Source organism: Stenotrophomonas sp. SMYL41 (assembly GCF_036319965.1).
Taxonomy (GTDB): domain Bacteria; phylum Pseudomonadota; class Gammaproteobacteria; order Xanthomonadales; family Xanthomonadaceae; genus Stenotrophomonas; species Stenotrophomonas maltophilia_R.
This window is the reverse complement of record NZ_JAWIRX010000002.1, coordinates 168,186-192,201: the sequence shown is the minus strand read 5'-3', so window position 1 is coordinate 192,201 and position 24,016 is coordinate 168,186. Positions and strand designations below refer to the sequence as shown.

General features: G+C 67.1%; 21 protein-coding genes. 13 read left to right on the top strand and 8 right to left on the bottom strand.

The genetic code is table 11. The features are described 5' to 3' along the window. Positions 1 to 14: 14 nt before the first annotated feature. The 4 genes from smc to rpsF all read right to left on the bottom strand — a co-directional run bounded on the left by smc (position 15) and on the right by rpsF (position 5,012). Positions 15 to 3,518 (bottom strand): chromosome segregation protein SMC, encoded by a 3,504-nt coding sequence (gene smc, locus V3B30_RS03275; RefSeq protein ID WP_262083410.1) that lies wholly within the window; start codon positions 3,516 to 3,518, stop codon positions 15 to 17. Positions 3,519 to 3,777: 259 nt separating this feature from the next. Then, positions 3,778 to 4,227, bottom strand: a complete 450-nt coding sequence (gene rplI, locus V3B30_RS03270; RefSeq protein ID WP_014647660.1) for a 50S ribosomal protein L9 — start codon at positions 4,225 to 4,227, stop codon at positions 3,778 to 3,780. A gap of 105 nt (positions 4,228 to 4,332) precedes the next feature. Beyond that, complete coding sequence (gene rpsR, locus V3B30_RS03265) at positions 4,333 to 4,563, bottom strand: 30S ribosomal protein S18 (RefSeq protein WP_002804494.1); 231 nt, start codon at positions 4,561 to 4,563, stop codon at positions 4,333 to 4,335. An 11-nt stretch (positions 4,564 to 4,574) separates the two neighbouring features. Continuing rightward, entirely contained in the window at positions 4,575 to 5,012 is a 438-nt protein-coding gene (gene rpsF / locus V3B30_RS03260; RefSeq protein ID WP_049445625.1) for a 30S ribosomal protein S6, read from the bottom strand. Positions 5,013 to 5,412: 400 nt separating this feature from the next. On the opposite strand from rpsF, the gene V3B30_RS03255 reads away from it, so the two are divergent. Continuing rightward, a complete protein-coding gene (locus V3B30_RS03255; RefSeq protein WP_262083411.1) occupies positions 5,413 to 5,646 on the top strand; it encodes a hypothetical protein in 234 nt (77 codons plus the stop codon). Positions 5,647 to 5,735: 89 nt separating this feature from the next. On the opposite strand, the gene V3B30_RS03250 is transcribed toward V3B30_RS03255, so the two are convergent. Beyond that, positions 5,736 to 6,074: an iron-sulfur cluster assembly accessory protein gene (locus tag V3B30_RS03250; RefSeq protein WP_006452998.1), complete on the bottom strand. Its 339-nt coding sequence runs from the start codon at positions 6,072 to 6,074 to the stop codon at positions 5,736 to 5,738. 128 nt (positions 6,075 to 6,202) lie between these two features. Between V3B30_RS03250 and asnS the strand changes: the two genes are divergently transcribed. The 12 genes from asnS (at position 6,203) to V3B30_RS03190 (ending at position 16,721) form a co-directional block, all read left to right on the top strand. Further along, the gene (asnS, locus tag V3B30_RS03245) at positions 6,203 to 7,597 is read left to right on the top strand and encodes an asparagine--tRNA ligase (protein ID WP_201116775.1); all 1,395 of its coding nucleotides are present in this window, start codon (positions 6,203 to 6,205) and stop codon (positions 7,595 to 7,597) included. 30 nt (positions 7,598 to 7,627) lie between these two features. Then, complete coding sequence (locus V3B30_RS03240; protein ID WP_005417403.1) at positions 7,628 to 7,927, top strand: hypothetical protein; 300 nt, start codon at positions 7,628 to 7,630, stop codon at positions 7,925 to 7,927. Positions 7,928 to 7,934: 7 nt separating this feature from the next. Beyond that, positions 7,935 to 8,249 (top strand): hypothetical protein, encoded by a 315-nt coding sequence (locus V3B30_RS03235; RefSeq protein WP_014037738.1) that lies wholly within the window; start codon positions 7,935 to 7,937, stop codon positions 8,247 to 8,249. 7 nt (positions 8,250 to 8,256) lie between these two features. Next, positions 8,257 to 8,898: an FMN-binding negative transcriptional regulator gene (locus V3B30_RS03230; RefSeq protein WP_262083412.1), complete on the top strand. Its 642-nt coding sequence runs from the start codon at positions 8,257 to 8,259 to the stop codon at positions 8,896 to 8,898. A gap of 72 nt (positions 8,899 to 8,970) precedes the next feature. Then, a complete protein-coding gene (gene can, locus V3B30_RS03225; protein ID WP_100473294.1) occupies positions 8,971 to 9,633 on the top strand; it encodes a carbonate dehydratase in 663 nt (220 codons plus the stop codon). 19 nt (positions 9,634 to 9,652) lie between these two features. Continuing rightward, positions 9,653 to 10,174, top strand: coding sequence for a 3-hydroxyanthranilate 3,4-dioxygenase (locus V3B30_RS03220; RefSeq protein WP_049442510.1), 522 nt, complete (start codon positions 9,653 to 9,655; stop codon positions 10,172 to 10,174). A 165-nt stretch (positions 10,175 to 10,339) separates the two neighbouring features. After that, on the top strand, positions 10,340 to 11,614 hold the full coding sequence (gene kynU, locus V3B30_RS03215; protein WP_262083413.1) for a kynureninase: 1,275 nt from the start codon (positions 10,340 to 10,342) through the stop codon (positions 11,612 to 11,614). Between the two features lie 31 nt (positions 11,615 to 11,645). Continuing rightward, on the top strand, positions 11,646 to 13,013 hold the full coding sequence (locus V3B30_RS03210) for an NAD(P)/FAD-dependent oxidoreductase (protein ID WP_262083414.1): 1,368 nt from the start codon (positions 11,646 to 11,648) through the stop codon (positions 13,011 to 13,013). After that, the gene (gene sbcB / locus V3B30_RS03205; protein ID WP_262083415.1) at positions 13,013 to 14,452 is read left to right on the top strand and encodes an exodeoxyribonuclease I; all 1,440 of its coding nucleotides are present in this window, start codon (positions 13,013 to 13,015) and stop codon (positions 14,450 to 14,452) included. Before V3B30_RS03210 ends, sbcB begins: the two co-directional genes overlap by 1 nt. Beyond that, positions 14,449 to 15,135 carry a DUF2461 domain-containing protein gene (locus tag V3B30_RS03200; protein WP_032127674.1) on the top strand — a complete coding sequence of 229 codons (687 nt, stop codon included), beginning with the start codon at positions 14,449 to 14,451 and terminating at the stop codon, positions 15,133 to 15,135. The genes sbcB and V3B30_RS03200 overlap by 4 nt, the downstream gene beginning before the upstream one ends. Beyond that, on the top strand, positions 15,135 to 16,127 hold the full coding sequence (locus tag V3B30_RS03195) for an aldo/keto reductase (protein WP_262083416.1): 993 nt from the start codon (positions 15,135 to 15,137) through the stop codon (positions 16,125 to 16,127). Before V3B30_RS03200 ends, V3B30_RS03195 begins: the two co-directional genes overlap by 1 nt. 42 nt (positions 16,128 to 16,169) lie before the next feature. Next, positions 16,170 to 16,721, top strand: a complete 552-nt coding sequence (locus V3B30_RS03190) for a DUF2939 domain-containing protein (protein ID WP_100473299.1) — start codon at positions 16,170 to 16,172, stop codon at positions 16,719 to 16,721. 75 nt (positions 16,722 to 16,796) lie between these two features. Here V3B30_RS03190 and V3B30_RS03185 read toward each other — a convergent pair whose 3' ends face one another. The 3 genes from V3B30_RS03185 to V3B30_RS03175 form a co-directional block, all read right to left on the bottom strand. After that, positions 16,797 to 17,741, bottom strand: coding sequence for a 5'-nucleotidase (locus V3B30_RS03185; RefSeq protein ID WP_100473300.1), 945 nt, complete (start codon positions 17,739 to 17,741; stop codon positions 16,797 to 16,799). 47 nt (positions 17,742 to 17,788) lie between these two features. Beyond that, a complete protein-coding gene (locus V3B30_RS03180) occupies positions 17,789 to 18,562 on the bottom strand; it encodes an NAD kinase (protein ID WP_262083417.1) in 774 nt (257 codons plus the stop codon). A 257-nt stretch (positions 18,563 to 18,819) separates the two neighbouring features. After that, entirely contained in the window at positions 18,820 to 23,796 is a 4,977-nt protein-coding gene (locus V3B30_RS03175) for an NAD-glutamate dehydrogenase domain-containing protein (protein WP_100473301.1), read from the bottom strand. Positions 23,797 to 24,016 lie beyond the last annotated feature (220 nt).

Sequence of the window (24,016 nt, the reverse complement as noted above, 5' to 3'; positions counted from 1 at the left end):
ACTAGGATGGCACGTCAGGCCGCGCCCGCCAATCGCGCGGCTTCTTCCAGGTCCACGCTGACCAGGCGGCTGACACCCGGCTCGCGCATGGTGACGCCCGACAGCTGGTGCGCGGCCTCCATCGTCGCCTTGTTGTGGCTGACGAACAGGAACTGCACCTTCTCGCTCATTTCCTTGACCATGTTGGCCAGGCGGCCGACGTTGGCTTCGTCCAGCGGCGCGTCCACCTCGTCCAGCAGGCAGAACGGCGCGGGGTTCAGCTGGAAAATCGCGAACACCAGTGCCACTGCGGTCATCGCCTTCTCGCCGCCGGACAGCAGCGAGATGCTGGACACGCGCTTGCCCGGCGGGCGCGCCATGATGGTCACGCCGGTGTCGAGCAGGTCTTCGCCGGTCAGTTCCAGGTAGGCGTGGCCGCCGCCGAACAAGCGCGGGTACAGCGCCTGCACGCCGGCGTTGACGCGGTCGAAGGTGTCCTTGAAGCGGCCGCGGGTCTCACGGTCGATCTTGCGGATGGCGTCTTCCAGGGTCTCCAGCGCGGTGGTCAGGTCCACGTGCTGCGAATCCAGGTAGTCCGAACGCTGCGAGGCCTCGCCGTACTCGTGGATGGCGGCCAGGTTGACCGGCTCCAGCCGGCGCATGCGGCCATCGATCTGGTGCACGGCCTGCTCCCAGTCACCCAGGCGGGCGTCCTCGGGCAGTGCGTTGAGCACGTCCTGCAGCACGAACCCGGCCTTCTCCACCGCGCCCTGCAGGGTGTCTGCGCTGAGCACCAGCGCCTGTTGGTCCAGCTTGCGCTGCGAAATGCGTTCGCGCTGGGCCAGCGCCTGTTCGTCGCGCTGGTGGCGGGTCTGTTCGTAATTGCGCAGCTCGGCGTCGATACCGTCCAGCAACGTGCGCGCTTCGGTCAGCACGCGATCAGCCCGCACGCGCTCCTCCAGCGCATTCTGGTGCTCGGCCTGCAGCGATTCGACCGGCGAATCCCCTTCGTCCAGCTGTGAATGCAGCTCCTCCAGCCGCGAATCCAACTGCCCGCGCTGGGTACCCATGCGCTCCAGTGCCTGGCTCAGCGAGGCCAGCTGCGCACGCTGCGATTCCAGGGTCAGCGCCAGCGAATGCGAGCGCTCACGCACCGCGCGTGCGGCGTCGCGGGCCAGGTCGCGTGCCTCGGTCAGCTGGCGGCGCTCGCCCTCCAGCCGCTGCCGGGTCGATTCCAGGTCGCCCATGCTGCTGACCGCATTCTCCAATCGCGAGCGCGCCTCACGCGCCTGCTCGTTGTTGGCCTCGAGCGTTTCCTGCAGCTGCTTCAGTTCGCCCTCGATGCGGTCGATGCGCGTGCGTGCGGCCTCCACCTTGCCCTGCTGGCCCTGCAACTGGCCTGCCAGTTCGGACACCGCACGGTGGGCCTGGTACAGCGCACGCTGCGCGTCTTCGCGCTGCTGTTCGGCCGCCTGCAGCTGTTCGCGGAACCCGGACAGCTGCTCTTCCAGCTCGGCCTCGCGATCCTGCAGTTGCTCGATCTGCTCGCGCAGCTCATTGATCTCACGTTCGCGCAGCAGCGCGCCCTGCTGGGCCGCACCGGAGCGCGACACGCGCAGCCAGCCCTGGCCCAAGCGCTCACCACCCTGGGTGATGATCGAATCGCCTTCCGGAAGACTGCCCTGCAACACCTTCGCCTCGGACAGGTCCTTGGCTGCGTGCAGGTGCGCAAGCAGGCGACGGATCGCTGCAGGACCACGCACGCGGGCCGCCAGCGAGGTCGGCGCGACCTTCAGGTCCGCACCATCGTTGGCGACCAGTGCGATGTGGCCCTCGCCCAATTCGCCGAGCGCATCGACCAGGCTGGCCGGGTCATCGACCAGCACGCCTTCGATCAATTGGCCGAGCGCGCTTTCCACCGCGTTTTCCCAACCGGTATCAACGTCCAGGCGTTCGCCGACACGCGCCGCCGAATCCAGCCCGCGTGTCTTCAGCCACGCCACGGCCGCGCCCTGCTCCTGGCCGAGTGCAGCCTGCTGCAGGGTTTCCAGCGAGGCCAGGCGACCGCGCAGGCCATTGGCCTGCTTGCGCAGTTCGGCCAGCTCGTTCTGGCCACTGCGCTGCTGCTCCTGCACCGCCGCCACGCCCTGCTTGCGCAGCTCCACGTCTTCGCTCAATTCATCCAGCGCTGCCTTCTGCGTGTCGTGCTGCAGGTGCAGCTGCTCGAAGGCTTCTTCCAGCGCGTCCACGTCCAGCCCGGCGCGCTCGGCAGCCAGAGCCTCGCGACGGCGGTCGGCATCGAGGATCTGCTTATCCAGGTAGTCCACGCGCGTGCGCTCGACATCGCCGGCGCGCGAGGCCTCCGAACTCTGCGAGGTGTGCTGTTCCCAGCGCTGCTGCCAGCTCGCCAGCCGGTCTTCGGCCTCGCGCAGGCTTTCCTGCTTGATCTCGTTTTCTTCCTGCAGCGCTTCCAGCTGCGGGGTGGCCGCCTCGACCGCTTCCCGCAGCACCCTCAGCCTGGCCTCGTCGCCGCTGATGTGCTGGCCCAGGTCAGCCAGCGCCTGGCGGGTTTCATCGCGCGCCTTGTGCAGGCGCTGCGACAGCTCGCGCTGGTGCTGGATCTGCTGTTCCAGGCGCGCCAGCGTGCTGCCGACCTGGTAGACCGCGGCCTGCGCGGTATTGAGCGCATCGGCAGCCTCCTCGCGACGCGCGCGCGAGGTCTCGATGCGGGCCTCGGCGTCGCGCTGATCGGCAATCAGCTGCTGCAGCTTGGTCTCTTCCTGCGACAGCCCTTCGCGCAGCTTGGACAGGCGCCCGTCCAACCCGCGGAACTCCAGGGCCTTCCATTCGGCATCCTTGACCCGGCGTTCTTCCTGCAGCGCCTGGTACTGCTCGGCCTGCTTGGCTTGGCGCTTGAGGTGTTCGAGCTGCTTGCTGATCTCGTCGCGCAGGTCGCCCAGCCGGTCCAGGTTCTCGCGGGTGTGGCGGATGCGGGTCTCGGTCTCCTTGCGGCGCTCCTTGTACTTGGAGATGCCGGCCGCCTCTTCAAGGTACACGCGCAGGTCTTCCGGGCGCGCCTCGATGATCTGGCTGATCATGCCCTGCTCGATGATCGAGTAGCTGCGCGGGCCCAGGCCGGTACCGAGGAACAGGTCGGTGATGTCGCGGCGGCGGCACTTGGTGCCGTTGAGATAATAGTTGCTGGTGCCGTCGCGGCTGACCGTGCGCTTGACCGAGATTTCGTTGAACGAGGCGTACTCGCCGGAGATCGTATGGTCGGAGTTGTCGAAGATCAGCTCGACGGTGGCCTGCGAGACCGGCTTGCGGGCGTTGGAACCGGAGAAGATCACGTCGGTCAGCGAGTCGCCGCGCAGGCGGCTGGCCGAACTCTCGCCCATGACCCAGCGCACGGCGTCGATGATGTTCGACTTGCCGCAGCCATTGGGCCCCACCACGCCGGTCATGTTGGTCGGCAGGTGCAGGGTGGTCGGATCGACGAACGACTTGAAGCCGGACAGCTTGATCGTGGAAAGACGCATAGGGGTTCCGGACTGGGGCCGTCGAGCGGCCTGCGTTTACCCTCCAAGTCATTGATCCTGCTGGGATCGCTGGCCGTGGAACGGGTGTGACGCCCTGAGTATACCGATGTGGCCGTGTTCTACGAATGGGCGTGGAACATTGCCCGGCCGTGCCCCTCGGTCGGGCATGGCTCAACGCCACGAAACCCGGGCCGCAAAACAAAACGGGCACCCTTGCGGGCGCCCGTTCTGCGGTGATTCCAGGCCTTGCGGCGAGGGATCAGGCTTCGGCGACGACGACGACCTTGACGGTGGTCTCGACGTCGGCGTGCAGGTGAATCAGCACGTCGTACTCGCCGATGTTGCGGAAGGCGCCTTCGCCCAGGATGACTTCGCTCTTGCTGACCGGCAGGCCGGCGGCGGTGAAGGCATCGGCGATTTCGCGGGCGCCGACCGAGCCGTACAGCTTGCCTTCGGTCGAAGCGTTGGCCGGGATGGTGACGCTCGCGCCGTCCAGCTTGGCCTTGCGGGCGTCAGCGTCGGCGTGGATGGCCTGGGCCTTGGCTTCGTATTCGGCGCGCTTGGCTTCGAACTCGGCCTTGTTGCTCTCGGTGGCCGGAACGGCCTTGCCCTGCGGCACGAGGAAGTTACGGCCGTAGCCCGGCTTCACGTCGACCAGGTCGCCCAGGTTGCCGAGGTTGGTGACTTTCTGCAGAAGGATCAGCTGCATGGTATTGCTCCAGATGAGTTATTCGTTAGCGAGGCGATGCCCCGCAACAAAGGCTGTCCGAATAGCTGGCACAGCGGGGGCGGCACCGGGCCGCCCCGCCGGGCATCAGACGTCGTGGTTGTCGGTGTACGGGATCAGGGCCAGGAAGCGAGCGCGCTTGACGGCGGTCGCCAGCTGACGCTGGTACTTCGACTTGGTACCGGTGACGCGGCTCGGCACGATCTTGCCGTTCTCGGTCAGGTACTGGCGCAGGGTGTTGAGATCCTTGTAGTCGATCTCCTTCACACCTTCAGCCGTGAACTTGCAGAACTTGCGGCGACGGAAGAACTTGGACATGGGAAGGCTCCTTAGGCGGCGGAAGCGGCGTCGTCGCCGGCTTCGTTGTCAGCGGTGGTGGTGGACTCGCCTTCTTCGTCGTCACGACGACGGCGCTCACCGCGCTCCGGCTTGTCACCCTTCTCGTCCTTGCTCTTCATGATCAGCGACTGCTCGGTGTCAGCCTCGTCACGCTTGATGACCAGGTTGCGCAGCACGGCGTCGTTGAAGCGGAAGCTTTCGGTCAGTTCGTTCAGCACGGCCTGGTCGGCTTCGATGTTCAGCAGCACGTAGTGCGCCTTCACCAGGTTCTGGATCGGGTACGCCAGCTGGCGGCGGCCCCAGTCTTCCAGGCGGTGGATGGTGCCGTTGCCGTTCTCGACCAGCGACTTGTAGCGCTCGATCATGGCCGGGACCTGCTCGCTCTGGTCCGGGTGGACCATGAACACGATTTCGTAATGACGACTCATGTTTTTTCTACCTTTCGGATGTGGCCTTGCGGCCGGACAGCCCCCCGCCGTTGAGACCGCGGTGGGGCAAGGATTCCCGCCAGGGAGGCAGGAAGCCGCGCATTATGGCGCAGATGGGGTGGCCGGGCAACCGGCAGGCCCCATGGGGCAACCTGAACCGGGGGCGCCGCTCCCATGCCCTCCCCCTGGGCCGACCAGGAACGGTCACCACCGGAGCCCCCGGCAGAACTCACGGCTCCGCCCGACGTCACCCCAGGTCGACGTGATGGCGTTGCCGGCCGCATTCCGCGCACTGGAACGGGCAGCCAACCCTCATCGGTCCCAGCTCAGATGGTCCAGTCCCCCCGTCGGCAAGAGCGGTCGTTGCATCCGCACCTCCCTTCCGGGCTACATTCCGCCCATGAACCGCCTTTCGCGCCTCCGGCGCTGGATCAACCGCGACGATGGACGCCTGATCCACGTGGGCAATGCCCCGCTCGGCATCCTTGAAATCCTGGGCTGCATGAGCCTGCTGGTGGCAATGCTGCTGCACCTGCTGCGGGAGACGATCGGCCTGTCGGGCCTATGGGCGACAGCGAGCGTGATCCTGGGACTGGTACTGCTGGGACGGAACGCTTGGCGCGAGCGGCGATAGCGCCGGATCATGCCCCGCGTGCCGGCCAAGGACGGCACCTACCACATCAGATTCCGCCAGCACGGGGCATGCCCGGCAGACAACCGGCGTCAGGCCTTGTCGGCGTCGGTGGTGAAGCTTTCGCCGCAGCCACATTCGGCAGTGGCGTTCGGGTTGCTGAACGTGAACGTCTCGCTCAGGCCGTGCTTGCCGAAGTCGATCACGGTGCCGTCCACCAGCGCCAGGCTCTTGGCGTCGACGTAGATCTTCACGCCGTCCTGGTCGAACACGGTATCGCCCTCGCGCTCGTCGCGGGCCAGGTCGGTCACGTGGCCCCAACCGGAGCAGCCGGTCTTGGTCACGCCGAAACGCAGGCCCAGCGCGCCGGGGGTCTGGGCGACGAAGCGCTGCACGCGCTCAAAGGCAATGGGGGTCAGGCTGACGGCCATGGGGCTACTCCAGAGGTACGGGGACATTATAAGGAGCCGTTGCCACGAAAAATGCCTCGCAAGCAGAACGCTGCAACCGGTAAACTCCCTTGTTCACAGATCGAGTCGATCAGCAGAGGATTCAAGTCATGACGGTGGTCAGCGTTGAACATGCGCTTGCCGGGAAGATCCCGGAAGGCGGCGAAGTCACGGTACGCGGATGGGTGCGCACGGTGCGCGGTTCAGCGAATCTGGCCTTCGTGAATGTGAGCGACGGCTCCTGCTTCGCCCCGATCCAGGTAGTGGCCAATGACAACCTGGCCAACTTCGACGAGATCAAGCGCCTGACCAGCGGCTGCTCGGTCATCGCCACCGGCACGCTGGTGAAGTCGCAGGGCAAGGGCCAGTCGTTCGAGATCCAGGCCAGCGCACTGGACGTGGTCGGCTGGGTCGAAGACCCGCTGACCTACCCGATCCAGCCCAAGCCGATGTCGCCGGAGTTCCTGCGCGAAGTGGCGCACCTGCGCCCGCGCACCAACCTGTTCGGCGCGGTCACCCGCATCCGCAACTGCCTGGCCCAGGCGGTGCACCGCTTCTTCCACGAGAACGGCTTCAACTGGATCAGCACCCCGATCATCACCACCTCCGACGCCGAAGGCGCCGGCCAGATGTTCCGTGTGTCCACCCTGGACATGGTGAACCTGCCGCGTGACGAGAAGGGCGCGATCGATTTCAGCCGCGACTTCTTCGGCAAGGAAACCTTCCTGACCGTGTCCGGCCAGCTGAACGTCGAGGCCTACTGCCTGGCGCTGAGCAAGGTCTACACCTTCGGCCCGACCTTCCGCGCCGAGAACAGCCACACCACCCGCCACCTGGCGGAGTTCTGGATGATCGAGCCGGAAATCGCCTTCGCCGACCTGGCCGAAGATGCGCGCCTGGCCGAAGAGTTCCTGAAGTACCTGTTCCGCGCGGTGCTGAACGAGCGCGGCGACGACCTGGCCTTCATCGCCGAGCGCGTGGACAAGAACGCGATCACCAAGCTGGAAGACTTCATCAACGCGCCGTTCGAGCGCATCGACTACACCGATGCAGTCAGCCTGCTGCAGAAGTCCGGCAAGAAGTTCGACTTCCCGGTCGAATGGGGCCTGGACCTGCAGACCGAGCACGAGCGCTGGCTGACCGAGGAACACGTCGGCCGCCCGGTGGTGGTGACCAACTATCCGGAGCACATCAAGGCGTTCTATATGCGCCTGAACGACGACGGCAAGACCGTCGCCGCGATGGACGTGCTGGCCCCGGGCATCGGCGAGATCATCGGTGGCAGCCAGCGCGAAGAGCGCCTGGACGTGCTGGACGCGCGCATGGCCCAGTTCGGCCTGGACCGTGAGCACTACAGCTGGTATCGCGACTTCCGCCGCTATGGTTCGGTGCCGCACGCCGGCTTCGGCCTCGGCTTCGAACGCCTGGTGGTGTACGTCTGCGGGCTCTCCAACATCCGCGATGCGATCCCCTACCCGCGCGCCCCGGGCAGCGCGGACTTCTAAGCCCCACACGACCACGGAGGTACCGCTCCCATGACCCTGTTCTTCGCCCTCTGTTTCGTCGGCGTTGCAGTGGCCGGGTTCAGTGCCTTCGTGATCTTCTGGCCGCTGACCCTGGTGCACGTGCGTGACCGCCATCCGGCGCTCGCCGAGCGCTTCGGCAGCGGCGCCTTCCTAAAGCCCGATGCCCTGGCCTGGCTGCTGCGCCGTGACTATCGCCAGCAGCCGGACCGCTCACTGTCCGGGCTGGCGACGCCGGCCTGGGTATCGCTGCTGACCCTGCTGGCCGGACTGGGCATGGCCGCCCTGCTCTGGCTGGCCTCGCTCTGGTAATACCTCCATGAATGACATCTCCGCCTCGCGCGACAGCTGGTGGCTGGCCAGCCTCGGCAACACCCTGATCTGGGCGCGCCTGCGCGTGCGCCCGGCCGGCACCGCCGAGGTGCTCGACAGCGACGGCAACACGCTGAGCTATGACAGCGAAGACACCGCCCGTTCGCAGCTGTTCGACGCCGAGTTCGTCGAGTACGACGGCCTGGACGAGGAAGACGCGCTGGTGCGCGGTTTCAGCCTGCACGAAGTACAGCCGCCGCAGGCCGACAGTGACGAGGGCCTGCGCGGCCGCATGATCCAGTCGCTGGGCGGGCGCGCCTGACTCTCGCATGTTCACCCCGCGCGCCTTCGCCGAGACCGACCTGCGCTGGCTGGACCGCCTGCTGGCGCGCGATCCATTCGTCACCGTGCTCACCGCCGGCGACGATGGCCTGCCGGAGCTGACCCGGATGCCGGTGCTGTACCGGCGTGTTGGCGAGCGTATCGAGCTGCGCGGGCACTGGGCCCGCGCCAACCCGCAGTCGCGCCACAGCGGCGCGGCCAAGGTGCTGGTCGACGGCCCCCACGGTTACGTCTCGGCCAGCTGGTATCCGGACAAGGAGCCCGCCGCGCGGGTGCCGACCTGGAACTACGCCACTGCCGAGCTGTGTGGCCAGCTGCAGACCTTCGACGATACCGATGCACTGGCCGAACTGGTCGGCGCGATCAGCGACCGATTCGAAGCCAGCGTAGGCCAGGCCTGGCAGTTCGATGCTTCGCGCGCCGAACATGGTCCGGAGCTGCGCGCCATCGTCGGTTTCCGCTTCCAGGTCGAACAGGTGCAGCTGAAGCTGAAACTCAGCCAGAACCACCCGGAAGCCAACCAGCAGGCGGTGATCGCCGCACTGGAAGCGCTGGCCACGCCCTCCTCCCAGGAACTGGCGCAGTGGATGCGCTGGCACCGCGACCCGGCCGCCCTGCAGGGCGACTGAACACCACAGATTCCCGCGACGACGCAGCCGGACGGCTGCGGCGAGCCCCCACCCGACGCCAGGGACCCGAACATGAAAGACATCCACAAGCTGCTGCAGAACAACCGCGACTGGGCCGACCGGATCGAGAAGGAAGACCCCGAGTTCTTCCACCAGCTCGCCAAGCAGCAGCACCCCGAGTACCTGTGGATCGGCTGTTCCGATTCGCGCGTGCCGGCCAACCAGATCATCGGCATGGCCCCGGGCGAAGTGTTCGTGCACCGCAACGTTGCCAACGTGGTCGCCCACACCGACCTGAACTGCCTGAGCGTGGTGCAGTACGCGGTGGACCAGCTGAAGGTCAAGCACATTCTGATCGTTGGCCACTATGGCTGCGGCGGCGTGCATGCCTGCCTGCACAACACCCGCGTTGGCCTGGCCGACAACTGGTTGCGCCACGTCGGTGACGTGATGCAGAAGCACACCGGCATCCTCGATGCGATCGAGACCAATGAGCTCAAGCACGCGCGCCTGTGCGAACTGAACGTGATCGAGCAGGTGGCCAACCTGTGCCGCTCGACCATCGTGCAGGACGCCTGGGCCCGCGGCCAGAAGCTGATGGTGCACGGCTGGGTCTACAGCCTGAAGGACGGACGCGTGCGCGAGATGGGCATCGACGTCGGTTCGCAGGAAGAGCTGCAGCCGGCCTATGAAAAGGCCCTGTCCTACGTCCCGCGCAAGGGCAAGCGCGACTGATCCCCCACGGATGACCACCATGCTCGCTTCGCCGATCAACCTGCACGCCTGGATCGAAGAGAACCGCCACCTGCTGAAGCCGCCGGTGGGCAACAAGATGATCGACAACGGCGATTTCATCGTGATGGTGGTCGGCGGGCCAAACTCGCGTACCGACTACCACTACGACGAAGGCCCGGAGTGGTTCTACCAGCTCGAAGGCGAGATGGTGCTGAAGGTGCAGGAAGACGGCGCGGTGCGCGACATTCCGATCCGCGCCGGTGAGATCTTCCTGTTGCCGGCGAAGGTGCCGCACTCGCCGCGGCGCCCGCCCGGTGGTATCGGCCTGGTGGTCGAGCGCAAGCGCCTGCCGCATGAGATGGACGGCGTGATCTGGCACTGCGAGCGCTGCAACCACAAGCTGCACGAAGAGTTCTTCCCGCTGCAGAACATCGAAACCGACCTGCCCAAGGTATTCGCGCGCTACCACGCCAGCCTGGAACTGCGTACCTGCAGCCAGTGCGGGCACGTGGACCCGCTGCCGGCGCCCGCGGTGGGCTGAACCATCGAACGGTCGTCGCCCACCTGGGTGGGCGCCTGCTCGCACGTGCGCCAACCAAGGTTGGTGACCACCGGATCATGCAGTGCTGGTGTTGGGCTGGTGGCGGCTACCGGGCCATGCCCCAGGCGCTACACTGGCGGTCCCGTTGCAGCCTGTTGCCCGACCATGTCCGACCTGCTCAGCCGCACCCACGCCATCGCCCTGGACGCCGCCGATCCGCTGCGCCCGCTGCGCAATGAATTCCTGATTCCGCGCCACGGTGGCGGCGAGCAGACCTACTTCGTCGGCAACTCGCTGGGCCTGCAGCCGCGCGGCGCGCAGGCCGCCGTGCAGGAAGTGATGAAGCAGTGGGGCGAACTGGCCGTGGAAGGCCACTTCACCGGCCCGACGCAGTGGCTGTCCTACCACCGCCTGGTAAGCGCGCAGCTGGCACGCGTGGTCGGCGCGCTGCCCAGCGAAGTGGTGGCGATGAACACGCTGAGCGTGAACCTGCACCTGATGATGGTCAGCTTCTACCGGCCGACCACGCAGCGCCCGGTGATCCTGATGGAAGCCGGCGCGTTCCCGACCGATCGCCACGCGGTGGAAGCCCAGATCCGCTTCCATGGCTTCGACCCGGCCGAGTGCCTGGTGGAAGTGCAGCCGGACGAAGCCAACGGCACGATCTCGCTGAACGCCATCGAACGCGCCATCACCGAACACGGCCCGCGCCTGGCGCTGGTGCTGTGGCCCGGCGTGCAGTACCGCACCGGCCAGGCCTTCGATCTGGATGCGATCACCCGCGCCGCACGCCTGCAGGGCGCACGCATCGGCTTCGACCTGGCGCACTCGGTCGGCAACCTGCCGTTGCGCCTGCATGACGTGGCCCCGGATTTCGCCGTGTGGTGCCATTACAAGTACCTCAACAGCGGCCCGGGTGCAGTCGCTGGCGCCTTCGTGCACGAGCGCCACCACCGCGACACCAGCCTGCCGCGCTTCGCCGGCTGGTGGGGCCATGAGGAAGCCACCCGCTTCCAGATGGCGCCGCAGTTCACGCCGGCCATCGGCGCCGAAGGTTGGCAGCTGAGCAATCCGCCGATTCTCGGCCTGGCACCGCTGCGTGCCTCGCTGGAGCTGTTCGAGCGTGCCGGCATGGAAGCGCTGCGCGGCAAATCGCTGGCGTTGACCGGCATGCTCGAAGCGCTGGTGCGCGCGCGCCTTCCGCAGGTGCTGGACATCATCACCCCGGCCGACCCGCAGCGCCGCGGCTGCCAGTTGTCGCTGCGCGTGATCGATGGCCGCGAGCGTGGCCGCGCACTGTTCGAGCACCTGCGCGGCATCGGCGTGCTGGGCGACTGGCGCGAGCCCGACGTGATCCGCATCTCGCCCACGCCGCTCTACAACCGCTACCTGGACGTGCACCACTTCGTCGAGGAAGTGGAAGCCTGGGCCGGCCTTTAGGCCGGCCCCTCCCCTACTGCTGGACAGTTCGTTGATCGCACATGCTTCCCGCTCGTTGAGCATTATCGGCGCCGGCCTGGCCGGGTCCCTGCTGGCCATCCTGCTGTCACGGCAAGGCTGGCGCATCACCCTGTACGAACGCCGCGGCGATCCGCGCGTGGCCGACTACGAGAGCGGCCGCTCGATCAACCTGGCGTTGGCCGAGCGCGGGCGCAATGCGCTGCGCCAGGCGGGCGTGGAGGACGAAGTGATGGCGCGGGCGGTGATGATGCGCGGCCGCATGGTGCACCCGCGCGACGGTGAACCGCAGCTGCAGCGCTATGGCCGCGACGACAGCGAAGTGATCTGGTCGATCCACCGCAGCGACCTGAACACCACGCTGCTGGAGCTGGCCGAACAGGCCGGCGCAACCGTGCACTTCCATCGCCGCCTGCACACCGTTGATTTCGATGCCGGCTACGCACGTTTCATCGATGACCGCGACGACAGCCCGCACGACATCCGCTTCGACACCCTGATCGGGGCAGACGGTGCCGGCTCGGCACTGCGCGCGGCGATGAACCGCCGTGCGCCGCTGGGGGAGGACATCGCCTTCCTCGACCACTCCTACAAGGAGCTGGAGATCCCGCCGGCCGCCGACGGCAGCTTCCGCATCGAGCGCAACGCGCTGCACATCTGGCCGCGCGGCCACTACATGTGCATCGCCCTGCCCAACCACGAAGGCACCTTCACCGTCACCCTGTTCCTGCCCAACCAGGGCGATCCCAGCTTCGCCACGGTCAACACCGGCGCGCAGGCCGAAGCGCTGTTCGCACGCGAGTTCGCCGACACCCTGCCGTTGATCCCGAACCTGCGCGCGGACTGGGAACAGCATCCGCCGGGCCTGCTCGGCACGCTCACCCTGGAGCGCTGGCATCAGCACGGCCGCGCCGTGCTGATCGGCGATGCCGCGCACGCCATGGTGCCGTTCCACGGCCAGGGCATGAACTGCGCGTTCGAGGACTGCGTTGCGCTGGCACGCCACCTGACGGAAGCAGATGATCTGGAAGGCGCGTTCGCCGCGTTCGAAGCCGAGCGCAAGCCGAATGCACGTGCCATCCAGCAGATGGCGCTGGAGAACTACCTGGAGATGCGCGACCGCGTCGCCGATCCCGCGTTCCTGCTGCAGCGCGAGCTGGAGCAGGAACTGCAGCGACGCTGGCCGACCCGTTTCGTACCGCATTACACGATGGTCACCTTCCTGCACACGCCCTACGCCGAGGCGCTGCGCCGCACCGAGCTGCAGCGCGACATGCTGGTGGCCGCCACCGCCGGCCACGATTCACTGGACAACATCGACTGGACCGCCCTGGAAGCGCAGATCCACGCGCAGCTGCCGGTCCTGGAGGGCGCGCACTGATGGCCGACAGCTTCCTGTTCTACGACCTGGAAACGTTCGGCCAGGACCCACGACGCACGCGCATCTCGCAATACGCCGCGATCCGTACCGACGCCGACCTGAACGAGATCGACACCCCGGTCAGCTTCTTCGTGCGCCCGGCCGATGACCTGCTGCCCTCGCCGATGGCCACCCTGGTCACTGGCATCACCCCGCAGCAGGCCCTGGCCGAGGGCATCAGCGAGGCCGAGGCCTTCGATCGCATCAACGAGCAGCTGTCGCGCCCCGGTACCTGCGCGCTGGGCTACAACACGCTGCGCTTCGACGATGAGTTCGTCCGCTACGGCCTGTTCCGCAACTTCCACGACCCGTACGAACGCGAGTGGCGCAACGGCAATTCGCGCTGGGACCTGCTGGACATGCTGCGGCTGATGCGCGCGATGCGCCCGGACGGCATCCAGTGGCCGCTGCGCGAGGATGGCGCCACCTCGTTCAAGCTCGAGCACCTGGCCGAGGCCAACAACGTGCGCGAAGGCGATGCGCACGAAGCGCTGTCCGACGTACGCGCCACCATCGGCATGGCACGCCTGTTCAAGCAGTCGCAGCCACGCCTGTGGGACTACGCGCTGAAGCTGCGTGACAAACGCTTCGTCGGCGGCCTGCTGGACGTGGCCGCGATGAAGCCGGTGCTGCACATTTCCATGCGCTACCCGGCCAGCCGCCTGTGCGCGGCACCGGTACTGCCGCTGGCCGTGCACCCGACCATCAACAACCGGGTGATCGTGTTCGACCTGGAAGGCGGGATCGACGACCTGCTGGAACTGCCGGCCGAGGTGATCGCACAGCGCCTGTACATGCGCGCCAGCGAGCTGCCCGAAGGCGTGGCGCGGGTGCCGCTGAAGGAAGTGCACCTGAACAAGGTGCCGGCGCTGATCGCCTGGAACCACCTGCGCGCCGATGACCACGCGCGCCTCGGCCTGGACGTGGCCGCGATCGAGGCCAAGGTGGAACGCCTGCGCGCGTTCGCCCCACAGCTGGCCGAGAAGGCGCGACAGGTCTACAACCAGCCCCGCGCCGCCACCGTGGCCGACGTCGATGCCTCGCTGTACGACGGCTTCCTCGGCAGTGGCGACAAGCCGCTGCTTGCGCTGGCACGCACCACCGCGCCGGAGCAGCTGGCCGCGCTGGAAGGCCGCTTCCGCGACCCGCGCCTGCCGGAACTGCTGTTCCGCTACCGCGCGCGCAACCACCCCGACAGCCTCGCACCGTCCGAACGCCAGCGCTGGCAGGAGTACCGCCGCCAGCGCCTGCTGGGAGACGGCGGGCTGGGCGAACTCAACCTGCCCCAGTACCAGCAGCAGCTCGATGCACTGGCCGCCGAAGCGCCCGACGACGCCCGGCGCCAGGCCCTGCTGCAATCGCTGCGCGACTGGGGCCAGCACCTGCAGGAGACGCTGTGAGCACCTACTTCTCGGACGCCAGTTTCAAGTTCCTGCGCAGCCTGGCGCGGCACAACGACAAGGCCTGGTTCAACGACCACCGCCAGCAGTATGAAGACCACGTGCGGCAGCCGTTCCTGCGCCTGCTGGGCGACCTGCAACCGGCACTGGCCGAGGTCAGCGACCATTTCCGCGCCGATACGCGCGGCGTCGGCGGCTCGCTGTTCCGCATCCATCGCGACGCGCGCTTCTCCAACGACAAGTCACCGTACAAGACCTGGCAGGGCGCGCGCCTGTTCCATGAGCGCCGCCGCGAAGTGGCCGCGCCTTCGTTCTACGTGCACCTGCAGCCCGGCGAGAGCTTCGTCGGTGCCGGCCTGTGGCATCCGGAGCCGGAAACCCAGCGTCGCGTACGCCACTTCATCCTCGACAACCCGGGCAGCTGGAAGGCCGCCGCGCATGCGCCGGCCCTGCGCAAGCGCTTCGATTTCGAGGAGAGCGAAAAGCTGGTGCGGCCACCCCGCGGCTTCCCGGCCGACTTCGAGTTCATCGACGATCTCAAGCACCGCAACTGGGTGATGTGGCGCTCGCTGGACGACGCCACCATGACCGGCCCGCGCCTGCTGTCCACGCTGGGCAAGGACCTGGCCGCGCTCGGTCCGTTCGTCGACTACCTGTGCGCTGCGCTGGATCTGGAGTTCTGATGTCGCCGGATCTTCCGCTGGCCCGCCAGCGGCGCGTGCTCGGCCGCACCGGCCTGGCCGTTTCACCGATCGGCCTGGGCTGCTCCGGCTTCTGGGGTCATCGCCGCTTCCCCGAGCCTGAGGCGGCTGCCGTGGTCGAGCATGCGCTCGCCCATGGCGTGAACCTGCTCGATACCGGCCACAACTACTCCGGCTTCCATGCCGAACCGCGCCTGGGCCGCATCCTGCGTCCGTTGCTGAAGCAGTACCCGCGCGACGCGCTGGTGGTCTCCAGCAAAGGCGGCACGCTCACCGGCCAGGCCGGCATCAGCGGTGCCGAGCAACGCAACTTCTCGCCCGCGGCCATCACCGCCAGCTGCGAGGCGTCGCTGCGCAACCTCGGCCTGGATCATCTGGACCTCTACCAGCTGCATGGCGCCAGCGAACACGACATCAACGATGACCTGCTAGCCGCGCTGCAACGCCTGCGCGAACGCGGCCTGGTCCGCCACACCGGCATCAACACCCACTCGGCATCGACCCTGCGCTGGATGATCGCCCATCCCGACGCGTTCGATGTGGTGCTTCTGGACTACAACGCCCTGCAGCAGGACCGCGAACCGCTGATCGACCAGCTGCAGGCGGTGGGCATTGGCGTGCTGGCCGGCACCGTGCTGGCGCAGGGCCACCTGCTGCCCGCCCGTCCGCGCCTGCCACGGCTGGCCGATGGCTGGTACCTGGCGCGCGCCTGGCTGAAACCCAGCAGCCGCCAGCTGATGCGCAGTGCCCGCCAGATGCGGCGCGCCATGGGCGCGATCCACAGCCAACGCCCGGCCCAGACCGCCTTCGCCTATGCGCTGGGCCATCCCGGCGTGGCCAGCGGCATCCTCGGTACCACCCGCACCCGCAGCCTCGACGAGGTGCTGGCGACGCGGCTGGAAGCACTGACCCCGGCCGAACGGCAACAGCTGGTCGATGCCTTCGGTGACGGCCGTGGTTCGCCCAGTCATTGAGTCTTCACCCGGCACTGCCGCCATTGCGGCAGTCTGGTCGGCATGAAGAAACTCACCGCACTCATTGTGCTGCTGGTCCTGGCCGTGGCGGCCTGGTGGTTCGGCGGCCCCTACATGACCGTCAATGGCCTGTCCAAGGCCATCGAGCAGCGCGACACCGCCCGCCTGGAGCGTTATGTCGACTTCCCGCGCGTGCGCAGCAGCCTGCGCGCGCAGCTCAATGACTATCTGGTGCGCCAGGCCGGCCCCGAGGTGGCGGCCAGTCCATTCGGTGCCCTGCTCTATGGGCTGGGCGACCAGCTTGGCGGTGCCGCAGTGGAGACCATGGTGACCCCGACCGGGATCGGCGCGATGCTGCAGGGCCACGTGCTGTGGAAGCGTGGCCGCAATGAACTGCAGGGCGGCGATGCCTTCGGCGCGACCGAACCGGCGCGGCCGCTGAAGCATGCCGAGCACCATTTCGAGGCACTGGACCGCTTCGTGATCGATGTCGATCGCGGCCCTGGCCAGCCGCCGCTGAAGGTGGTGCTTGAACCGCAGGGCCTGCGCTGGAAGGTGGTGGACCTGCAGCTTGGGATGTCGGTCGCGCAGTGACCAGTAGAGGCCCACCTCGGTGGGCACCGATGCATGGCAGGGCCAACCGACGGTTGGCACCTGCCCGTCATGGCCTCAGCTCTCGTTGGCGACACCATGCGGTACGTGGCCAGCGGCCACATGCTCGCGGGCACTGTCGATGTTGTGCTGCGAATCATCGAAGAAGATGTCGGCGCCGAACGCCTGCAGGAACGGCCCCTTGTGGCGGCCACCGAGGAACAGCGCCTCGTCCAGGCGCACGCCCCACTCGCGCAGGGTGCGGATCACCCGTTCATGCGCCGGTGCCGAGCGCGCGGTGACCAGTGCGGTGCGGATCGGCGCACTCTCGCCGGCCGGAAACACTTCCTGCAGCGTGTGCAGGGCCGACAGGAACCCCCGGAACGGCCCGCCGCTGAGCGGCTCGCGGGCGCGCTCGCGCTCGTGGCGGCCAAACGCCTCCACGCCCTGCTCGCGCGAAATGCGCTCACTCTCGTCACCGAAGATCACCGCGTCACCATCGAAGGCGATGCGCAGCTGGCCGGCCGGGCGACCGATATCGATCTGGTCGGCCGCTGCCGCAGCGGTCTCGCCGGGCGGCTTGGGCAGGATGGTCGCCGCCGCGATCCCATGGCGCAGCGCGCTGCGCACCGATTCCGGGTTGGCCGACAGGAACAGGTCGGTACCGAACGGCTTCACGTACGGCCAGGTCGGCTCGCCGGCGGTGAACGTCGCACGGATGATGCCCAGGCCGTAGTGCTGGATCGAGTTGAAGATGCGCAGGCCGGTATCGGCCGAGTTGCGCGACAGCAGGATCACCTCGACCCGTGGGTTCTCCGGGCTGGCGCCCTGGTTCAGCGCCAGCAGCTTGCGCACCACCGGGAAGGCCACGCCGGGGCCGAGGATGTCGTCCTCATGCTGGCGCTGGAATTCGGCATAGGCCGCCACGCCATCACTCTCGAACAGCGCATGGCTTTCCTCGAGGTCGAACAGGGCGCGCGAGGTCACCGCGACGGTCAGCAAACGGGGGGAGTTGTCGCCCATCGGTGGGGGTCCTTCAAGCGGTCGGCGGGGCCGGCCGCCCATTGTCCTCAAAAAACGAACTGTTCGCTCAGGATCCGGTCTTCCAGGTTGTGCTCCGGGTCGAACAGCAGGGTCACGCGGCGGTCCTTCGACTCGCGGATGGTCACCTCGACCACGTCACGGGTCTCGTGCGAATCCGCAGTGACGCTGACCGGGCGCTTGTAGGGGTCAAGCACGCGGAAGCGCACCTCGGTGTCGGCCTTGAGGATCGCCCCGCGCCAACGACGCGGCCGGTACGGAGCCAACGGCGTCAGCGCGATGGTGTGCGAGCCCAGCGGCAGCACCGGACCGTGCGCGGAATAGTTGTAGGCGGTGCTGCCGGCCGGGGTGGCCACCAGCACGCCGTCACCGATCAGCTCGGCCACGCGTTCCTGGCCGTTGAGGTCGATGCCGATATGCGCTGCCTGCCGGGTCTGGCGCAGCAGCGACACATCGTTGTAGGCCAGCGAACCGGTACTGGTGCCCGACTCGGTCAACGCGACCATCTCCAACGGGCGCAGGTTGGCCGGCTCGGCACGGGCAATGCGGGCCTGCACGTCGTCGTCGCCACGGTACTGGTTCATCAGGAAGCCGACGGTGCCCAGCTTCATGCCGAACACCGGCTTTCCCAGGTGCCCGTGCCGATGCAGGGTCTGCAGCATGAAGCCGTCGCCGCCCAGCGGACACAGCACGTCCGCCTGGTCCGGCGCGTGATCGCCATAACGCGAGACCATCGCGGCGCGGGCCATCTGTGCAGGTTCGGTGGCGCTGGCCAGGAAGGCGATGCGGGGGGTGTCGCTCATCGGTGGATCCGGGGGGAAGGCATGAGGGAGAGCATAACCGAGCGCCGGGCATTGGACCCCGCAGGGCGGATGACCGGCGTCGGGTCAGTGATCGCAGAAAAACAGGCAGAAACAGAACGGCCCCGCTTTCGCGGGGCCGTTCCTCCAACTGCCCCCTGAGTCAGGGGGGCGCGCCAACGGCGCGGGGGTCCGGGAGCATGGTTGGCATGGGGCCCACGGTTTGCAGAGCAAACCGTGAGGCGTCAGCGCGAATGCGCTTACGCACCATGCGCGGCCAGCTGGCCCAGGCGCTGGACCGCGACCGAGACGGTCGGGTAGTCCAGGGTCTTCTGCTCGGCCAGTTCGGCCAGCATCGCCAGGGTGAAGCGCAGGCTGTTGTCGTCGCGACCCATCCAGGCCGCCACCTTCGCTTCAGCACTGCTGCCCTTGGTGCCCAGCACCTGGCCGGCCAGGTTGCGGTGGTTGGCGGCCAGCTCGTCACGCAGCACGCCCCGTGCCACGGCGTGCCAGCGGCCGTTGACCTCCAGCGCGTCGACCTGCTCGAACAGCCACGGCAGCTGCAGGGCATCGCCCAGGCGGAAGTGGACCTTGGACACGTCCACCGGCTTCAGCTTGCGGGTACGGGCCAGTTCGATGATGTCGAACGCCGGCTCCAGGAAGTGCAGTTCGGCAAGCTGCTGCGCCAGCGCGGACGGCAGGCCCTTTTCCTTCCACTCGGCCACCAGGGCTTCGTAGGTCGGACGCTGCGAATCCGGCAGCACGCCCGAAGCAACGCGGATGTCGTTGAACGGACCCTGGTAGCGGTTGACCGCTTCGGTGATGCCCGGCATCGCACCCGGGCGCGACAGCAGCCAGCGCACGAACGAACGCTGCAGCTTCCAGATCACTTCCAGTGCGTCGATCTGCACCGACTCCGGCACCTTGCCGTCGAGCGCATCGATCTGCGCCCACAGCGCGCGTGCATCCAGCGTTTCACGGCTGATGGTGTAGGCCTTGGCGACCTCGGCGATGGAACGACCGGTGTCTTCCTGCATGCGCATCAGGAAGGTGGCGCCCATGCGGTTGATGGTCTGGTTGGTCACGGCCGTGGCGATGATTTCGCGCTTCAGGCGGTGACGCTCCATTGCGTCGGCGTACTTCTTCTGCAGCGGGGTCGGGAAGTAACGCTGCAGTTCCTTGGACAGGTACGGATCTTCGGGGATGTCCGAATCCAGCAGCTGGGCGAACGCCACCAGCTTGGAGTACGACAGCAGCACCGACAGTTCCGGACGGGTCAGGCCCTGGCCGCGTGCCTTGCGCTGCGACAGCTCGGCATCGGACGGCAGGAACTCGATCTGGCGATCGAGCAGGCCCTGCTGTTCCAGGGTACGGATGAAGTGCTGCTTGGAGCCCAGGCGCTTGACCGCCATCCGCTCCATCAGGCTCAGCGCCTGGTTCTGGCGGTAGTTGTCGTTGAGCACCAGCTCGGCGACTTCATCGGTCATCGAGGCCAGCAGCTTGTTGCGCTGCTCGACGGTCAGCTTCTTGGCCCGCACCACATCATTGAGCAGGATCTTGATGTTGACTTCATGGTCGGAAGTATCAACACCGGCCGAGTTGTCGATGAAGTCGGTATTGAGCAGCACGCCAGCCTGCGCGGCTTCGATACGGCCCAGCTGGGTCATGCCCAGGTTGCCGCCCTCGCCCACCACCTTGCAGCGCAGCTCGCCACCGTTCACGCGCAGCGCGTTGTTGGCGCGGTCGCCGACATCGCTGTGCTGCTCGCTGGCGGCCTTCACGTAGGTACCGATGCCGCCGTTCCACAGCAGGTCGACCGGCGCCTTCAGGATCGCGCTCATCAGATCGTTCGGCGACAGCGCCTTGACGTTTTCGTCCAGGCCCAGCGCCTCGCGCACCTGCGGGGTGATCTCGATCGACTTCAGGCTGCGCGGGTACACGCCGCCGCCCTTGCTGATCAGCTTGGCATCGTAGTCCGCCCAGCTAGAACGCGGCACAGTGAACAGGCGCTCACGTTCAACGAACGTGGTGGCCGCATCCGGGTTCGGGTCCAGGAAGATGTGGCGGTGGTCGAACGCAGCGACCAGGCGGATGTGGCGCGACAGCAGCATGCCGTTGCCGAACACGTCGCCGGACATGTCGCCGACGCCGACCGCAGTGAAGTCCTGGCTCTGGCTGTCGCGGCCGAGCGCACGGAAGTGGCGCTTGACCGACTCCCACGCACCGCGTGCGGTGATGCCCATGCCCTTGTGGTCGTAACCGACCGAACCACCGGAGGCGAACGCATCGCCCATCCAGAAGCCGTGCGCGATGGCCAGGCCGTTGGCGATGTCGGAGAAGGTCGCGGTGCCCTTGTCGGCGGCCACCACCAGGTACGGATCGTCCATGTCGTGGCGCACGACATCCACCGGCGGCACGATCTTGTTGTTGACGATGTTGTCGGTGATGTCCAGCAGGCCCTGGATGAACAGCTTGTAGCAGGCCACGCCGTTGGCGAAGATCGCATCACGGTCGCCGTTCACCGGCGGGGTCTTGGCGAAGAAGCCGCCCTTCGCGCCGACCGGCACGATGACGGTGTTCTTGACCATCTGCGCCTTGACCAGGCCCAGCACCTCGGTACGGAAGTCTTCGCGACGGTCCGACCAGCGCAGGCCACCACGGGCGACCGCGCCGAAGCGCAGGTGGGTACCTTCCACGCGCGGGCCGTAGACGAAGATTTCGCGGTACGGACGCGGCTTCGGCAGGTCCGGCACCAGCGCCGAATCGAACTTGAAGCTGATGACATGGCCGTGCTGGCCGTTGGCATCGGTCTGGTAGTAGCTGGTACGCAGGGTCGCGTCGATCACGCCCATGAACGAACGCAGGATGCGGTCCTCGTCCAGGCTCGACACGCGGTCCATCAGCTTCAGCAGCGCATCGCGCGCGGCCTGCATCTGTGCGTTGCGGTCACCCTTGCGGGCATCGACCACGGTCTTGAGCACCTTCAGGGTGGCATCGTCGCCAGCAGCCAGCACATCGAAGTGGGCCTTCAGCTGGGCCTGGCCGGCCGCGATGTCGTCCTTGCTTTCGTGGCCGGTGGCCGGATCGAAGCGGGCTTCGAACAGCTCGACCAGCAGGCGGGCCAGCAACGGGTAGCGCGCGAAGGTGCCTTCCACGTAAGCCTGCGAGAACGGCACGCCGGTCTGCAGCAGGTACTTGCAGTAGCCACGCAGCATGGCGACCTGGCGCCAGTGCAGGCCGGCAGCCAGCACCAGGCGGTTGAAACCATCGTTTTCGGCATCGCCGTGCCAGACGCGTGCAAAGGTCTCGCCGAAGGCTTCATCGACGCTGGCGGCATCGATCGCGCCGGCGGTCGACTCGACCTCGAAGTCCTGCACGTACACCGGGGCGTTATCGACCGACAGGCGGTACGGACGCTCGGCGATCACGCGCAGGCCCATGTTTTCCATCATCGGCAGCGCGTCCGACAGCGGAATGTCGTCCAGCTGGCGATACAGCTTCAGGCGCAGGCCATCGCCGCTTTCGCGCGGCACGGCCTGCAGGCTCAGGCGCAGGTCGTCCGGGCCGGTCAGGGCGTCGAGCTGGCTGACATCGTTGGCGGCAACCGCGGTGCTGTTGTCTTCGATGTAACCGGCCGGCAGTGCCTTGCCGATACGGGCGGCGATGCGCAGGCCTTCGGTCTCGCCATGGCGGGTCACCAGCGCTTCGCGCAGGTCGTCCTGCCAGTTGCGCAGCACCTGGGCCAGCTTCTGCTCCAGTTCGGCGGTATCGACGTCGAGCATTTCACCCGGCTTCGGACGCACGATCAGGTGCACCTGGGCCAGCGGCGATTCGCCCAGCACCACCGAGCTGTCGACGTACTCGCCATGCAGCGCGTCCTTCAACATCGCTTCGATGCGCAGGCGCACGTCGGTGTTGAAGCGCTCGCGCGGCAGGTAGACCAGCGCGGAGATGAAACGGCTGTACTTGTCACGGCGCAGGAACAGGCGGCTGCGCACGCGCTCCTGCAGGCCCAGCACGCCCATCGCGGTGCGGAACAGTTCGTCCTCGCTGGACTGGAACAGTTCTTCGCGCGGCAGGGTTTCCAGGATGTGGCGCAGGGCCTTGCCGCTGTGGCTGGCCGGGGCCAGGCCCGACTGCTTCATCACGTGCTCGTGGCGCTGGCGCACCAGCGGGATTTCCCACGGGCGACGGTTGTAGGCACTGGACGTGAACAGGCCGAGGAAGCGCTGCTCGCCGATGATCTTGCCCTTGGCGTCGAATTCCAGCACGCCGATGTAGTCCATGTAGCCGGCGCGGTGCACGCGCGAGCGGGCATTGGTCTTGGTCAGGATCAGCGCGTCCTTCAGACCGGATGTGGTGTTCAGGCCCTGCGCGGCCAGGGTCTTGACCGGGCGGGCGGCGGACTTGTCCTTGCCGCGCATCAGGCCCAGGCCGGTGTCGTTCAGCGGCGCGAGCACTTCTTCCTTGCCCTGCTTCTCGACGCGGTACTCGCGGTAGCCGAAGAAGGTGAAGTGGTTGTCGGCGGCCCAGCGCAGGAATTCCTGTGCTTCCTTGCGCGACGCGTCGTCGACCGGCAGCTGGCGGCTGCCCAGGTCGTCGGCCAGCGCCAGCGCCTTGTCCTTCATCGGCTGCCAGTCGCGCACGATCGCGCGCACTTCATCCAGCGCCTTGTTGATGGCCTGCTCGATGGCGGCCATGGCTTCAGCCGGCTGGCGGTCGATTTCCAGCAGCATCACCGACTCGGCATCACCTTCGCCGACCTTGACCAGCTTGCCGGCCTTGTCGCGGGTGAAGCGCAGCACCGGGTGGCCCAGCACGTGGACACCCACGCCCTGCTCGGCCAGCGACATGGTGACAGTGTCAACCAGGAACGGCATGTCGTCGTTGACGACCTGCAGCACGGTGTGCGGCGATTCCCAACCGTTGGCCTTCGCGGTCGGATTGAACACGCGGACGTTGGCCTTGCCGGCCTTGCGGGCGCGGGCGAATTCCAGCGTCTCAGCCGCGAGAGCGGCCCACTCTTCAGCGCTGTGGTGCGGGAACTCGTCCGACTCCATGCGCTTGTAGAAGTCAGTGGCGAAGGCCACTGCTTCGGCCTGTGCGGCCGCGGGGTAACGCTTGCGCAATGCCGTGTACACCGGCTCCAGGGAGAAACCAGCGGTCACTGCGACCTCCGACTCAGCTGGTTTGGTCTTGTTTTTCACGGTCTTGGCTGCGGTTTTTTGCGGTTTCATGGCAGAGCGATGCGCTTGCTCAGTTGGGAAAATGAAATTGTAGCCCTACCGCACGAAAAGGCCTTGCTGCAGGACGGAATAACCAGATTCGGGTTTGCTGCGGTTTAGACGCCTATTCAGTTCGCTCCGGTATGGAGCTGGCGCCTGTTTCAGCACTGCCGACAGGATCGGCAAAACGTGTTACCGGAAGACACACGCGGCGACGCAGATTCGATTCCAC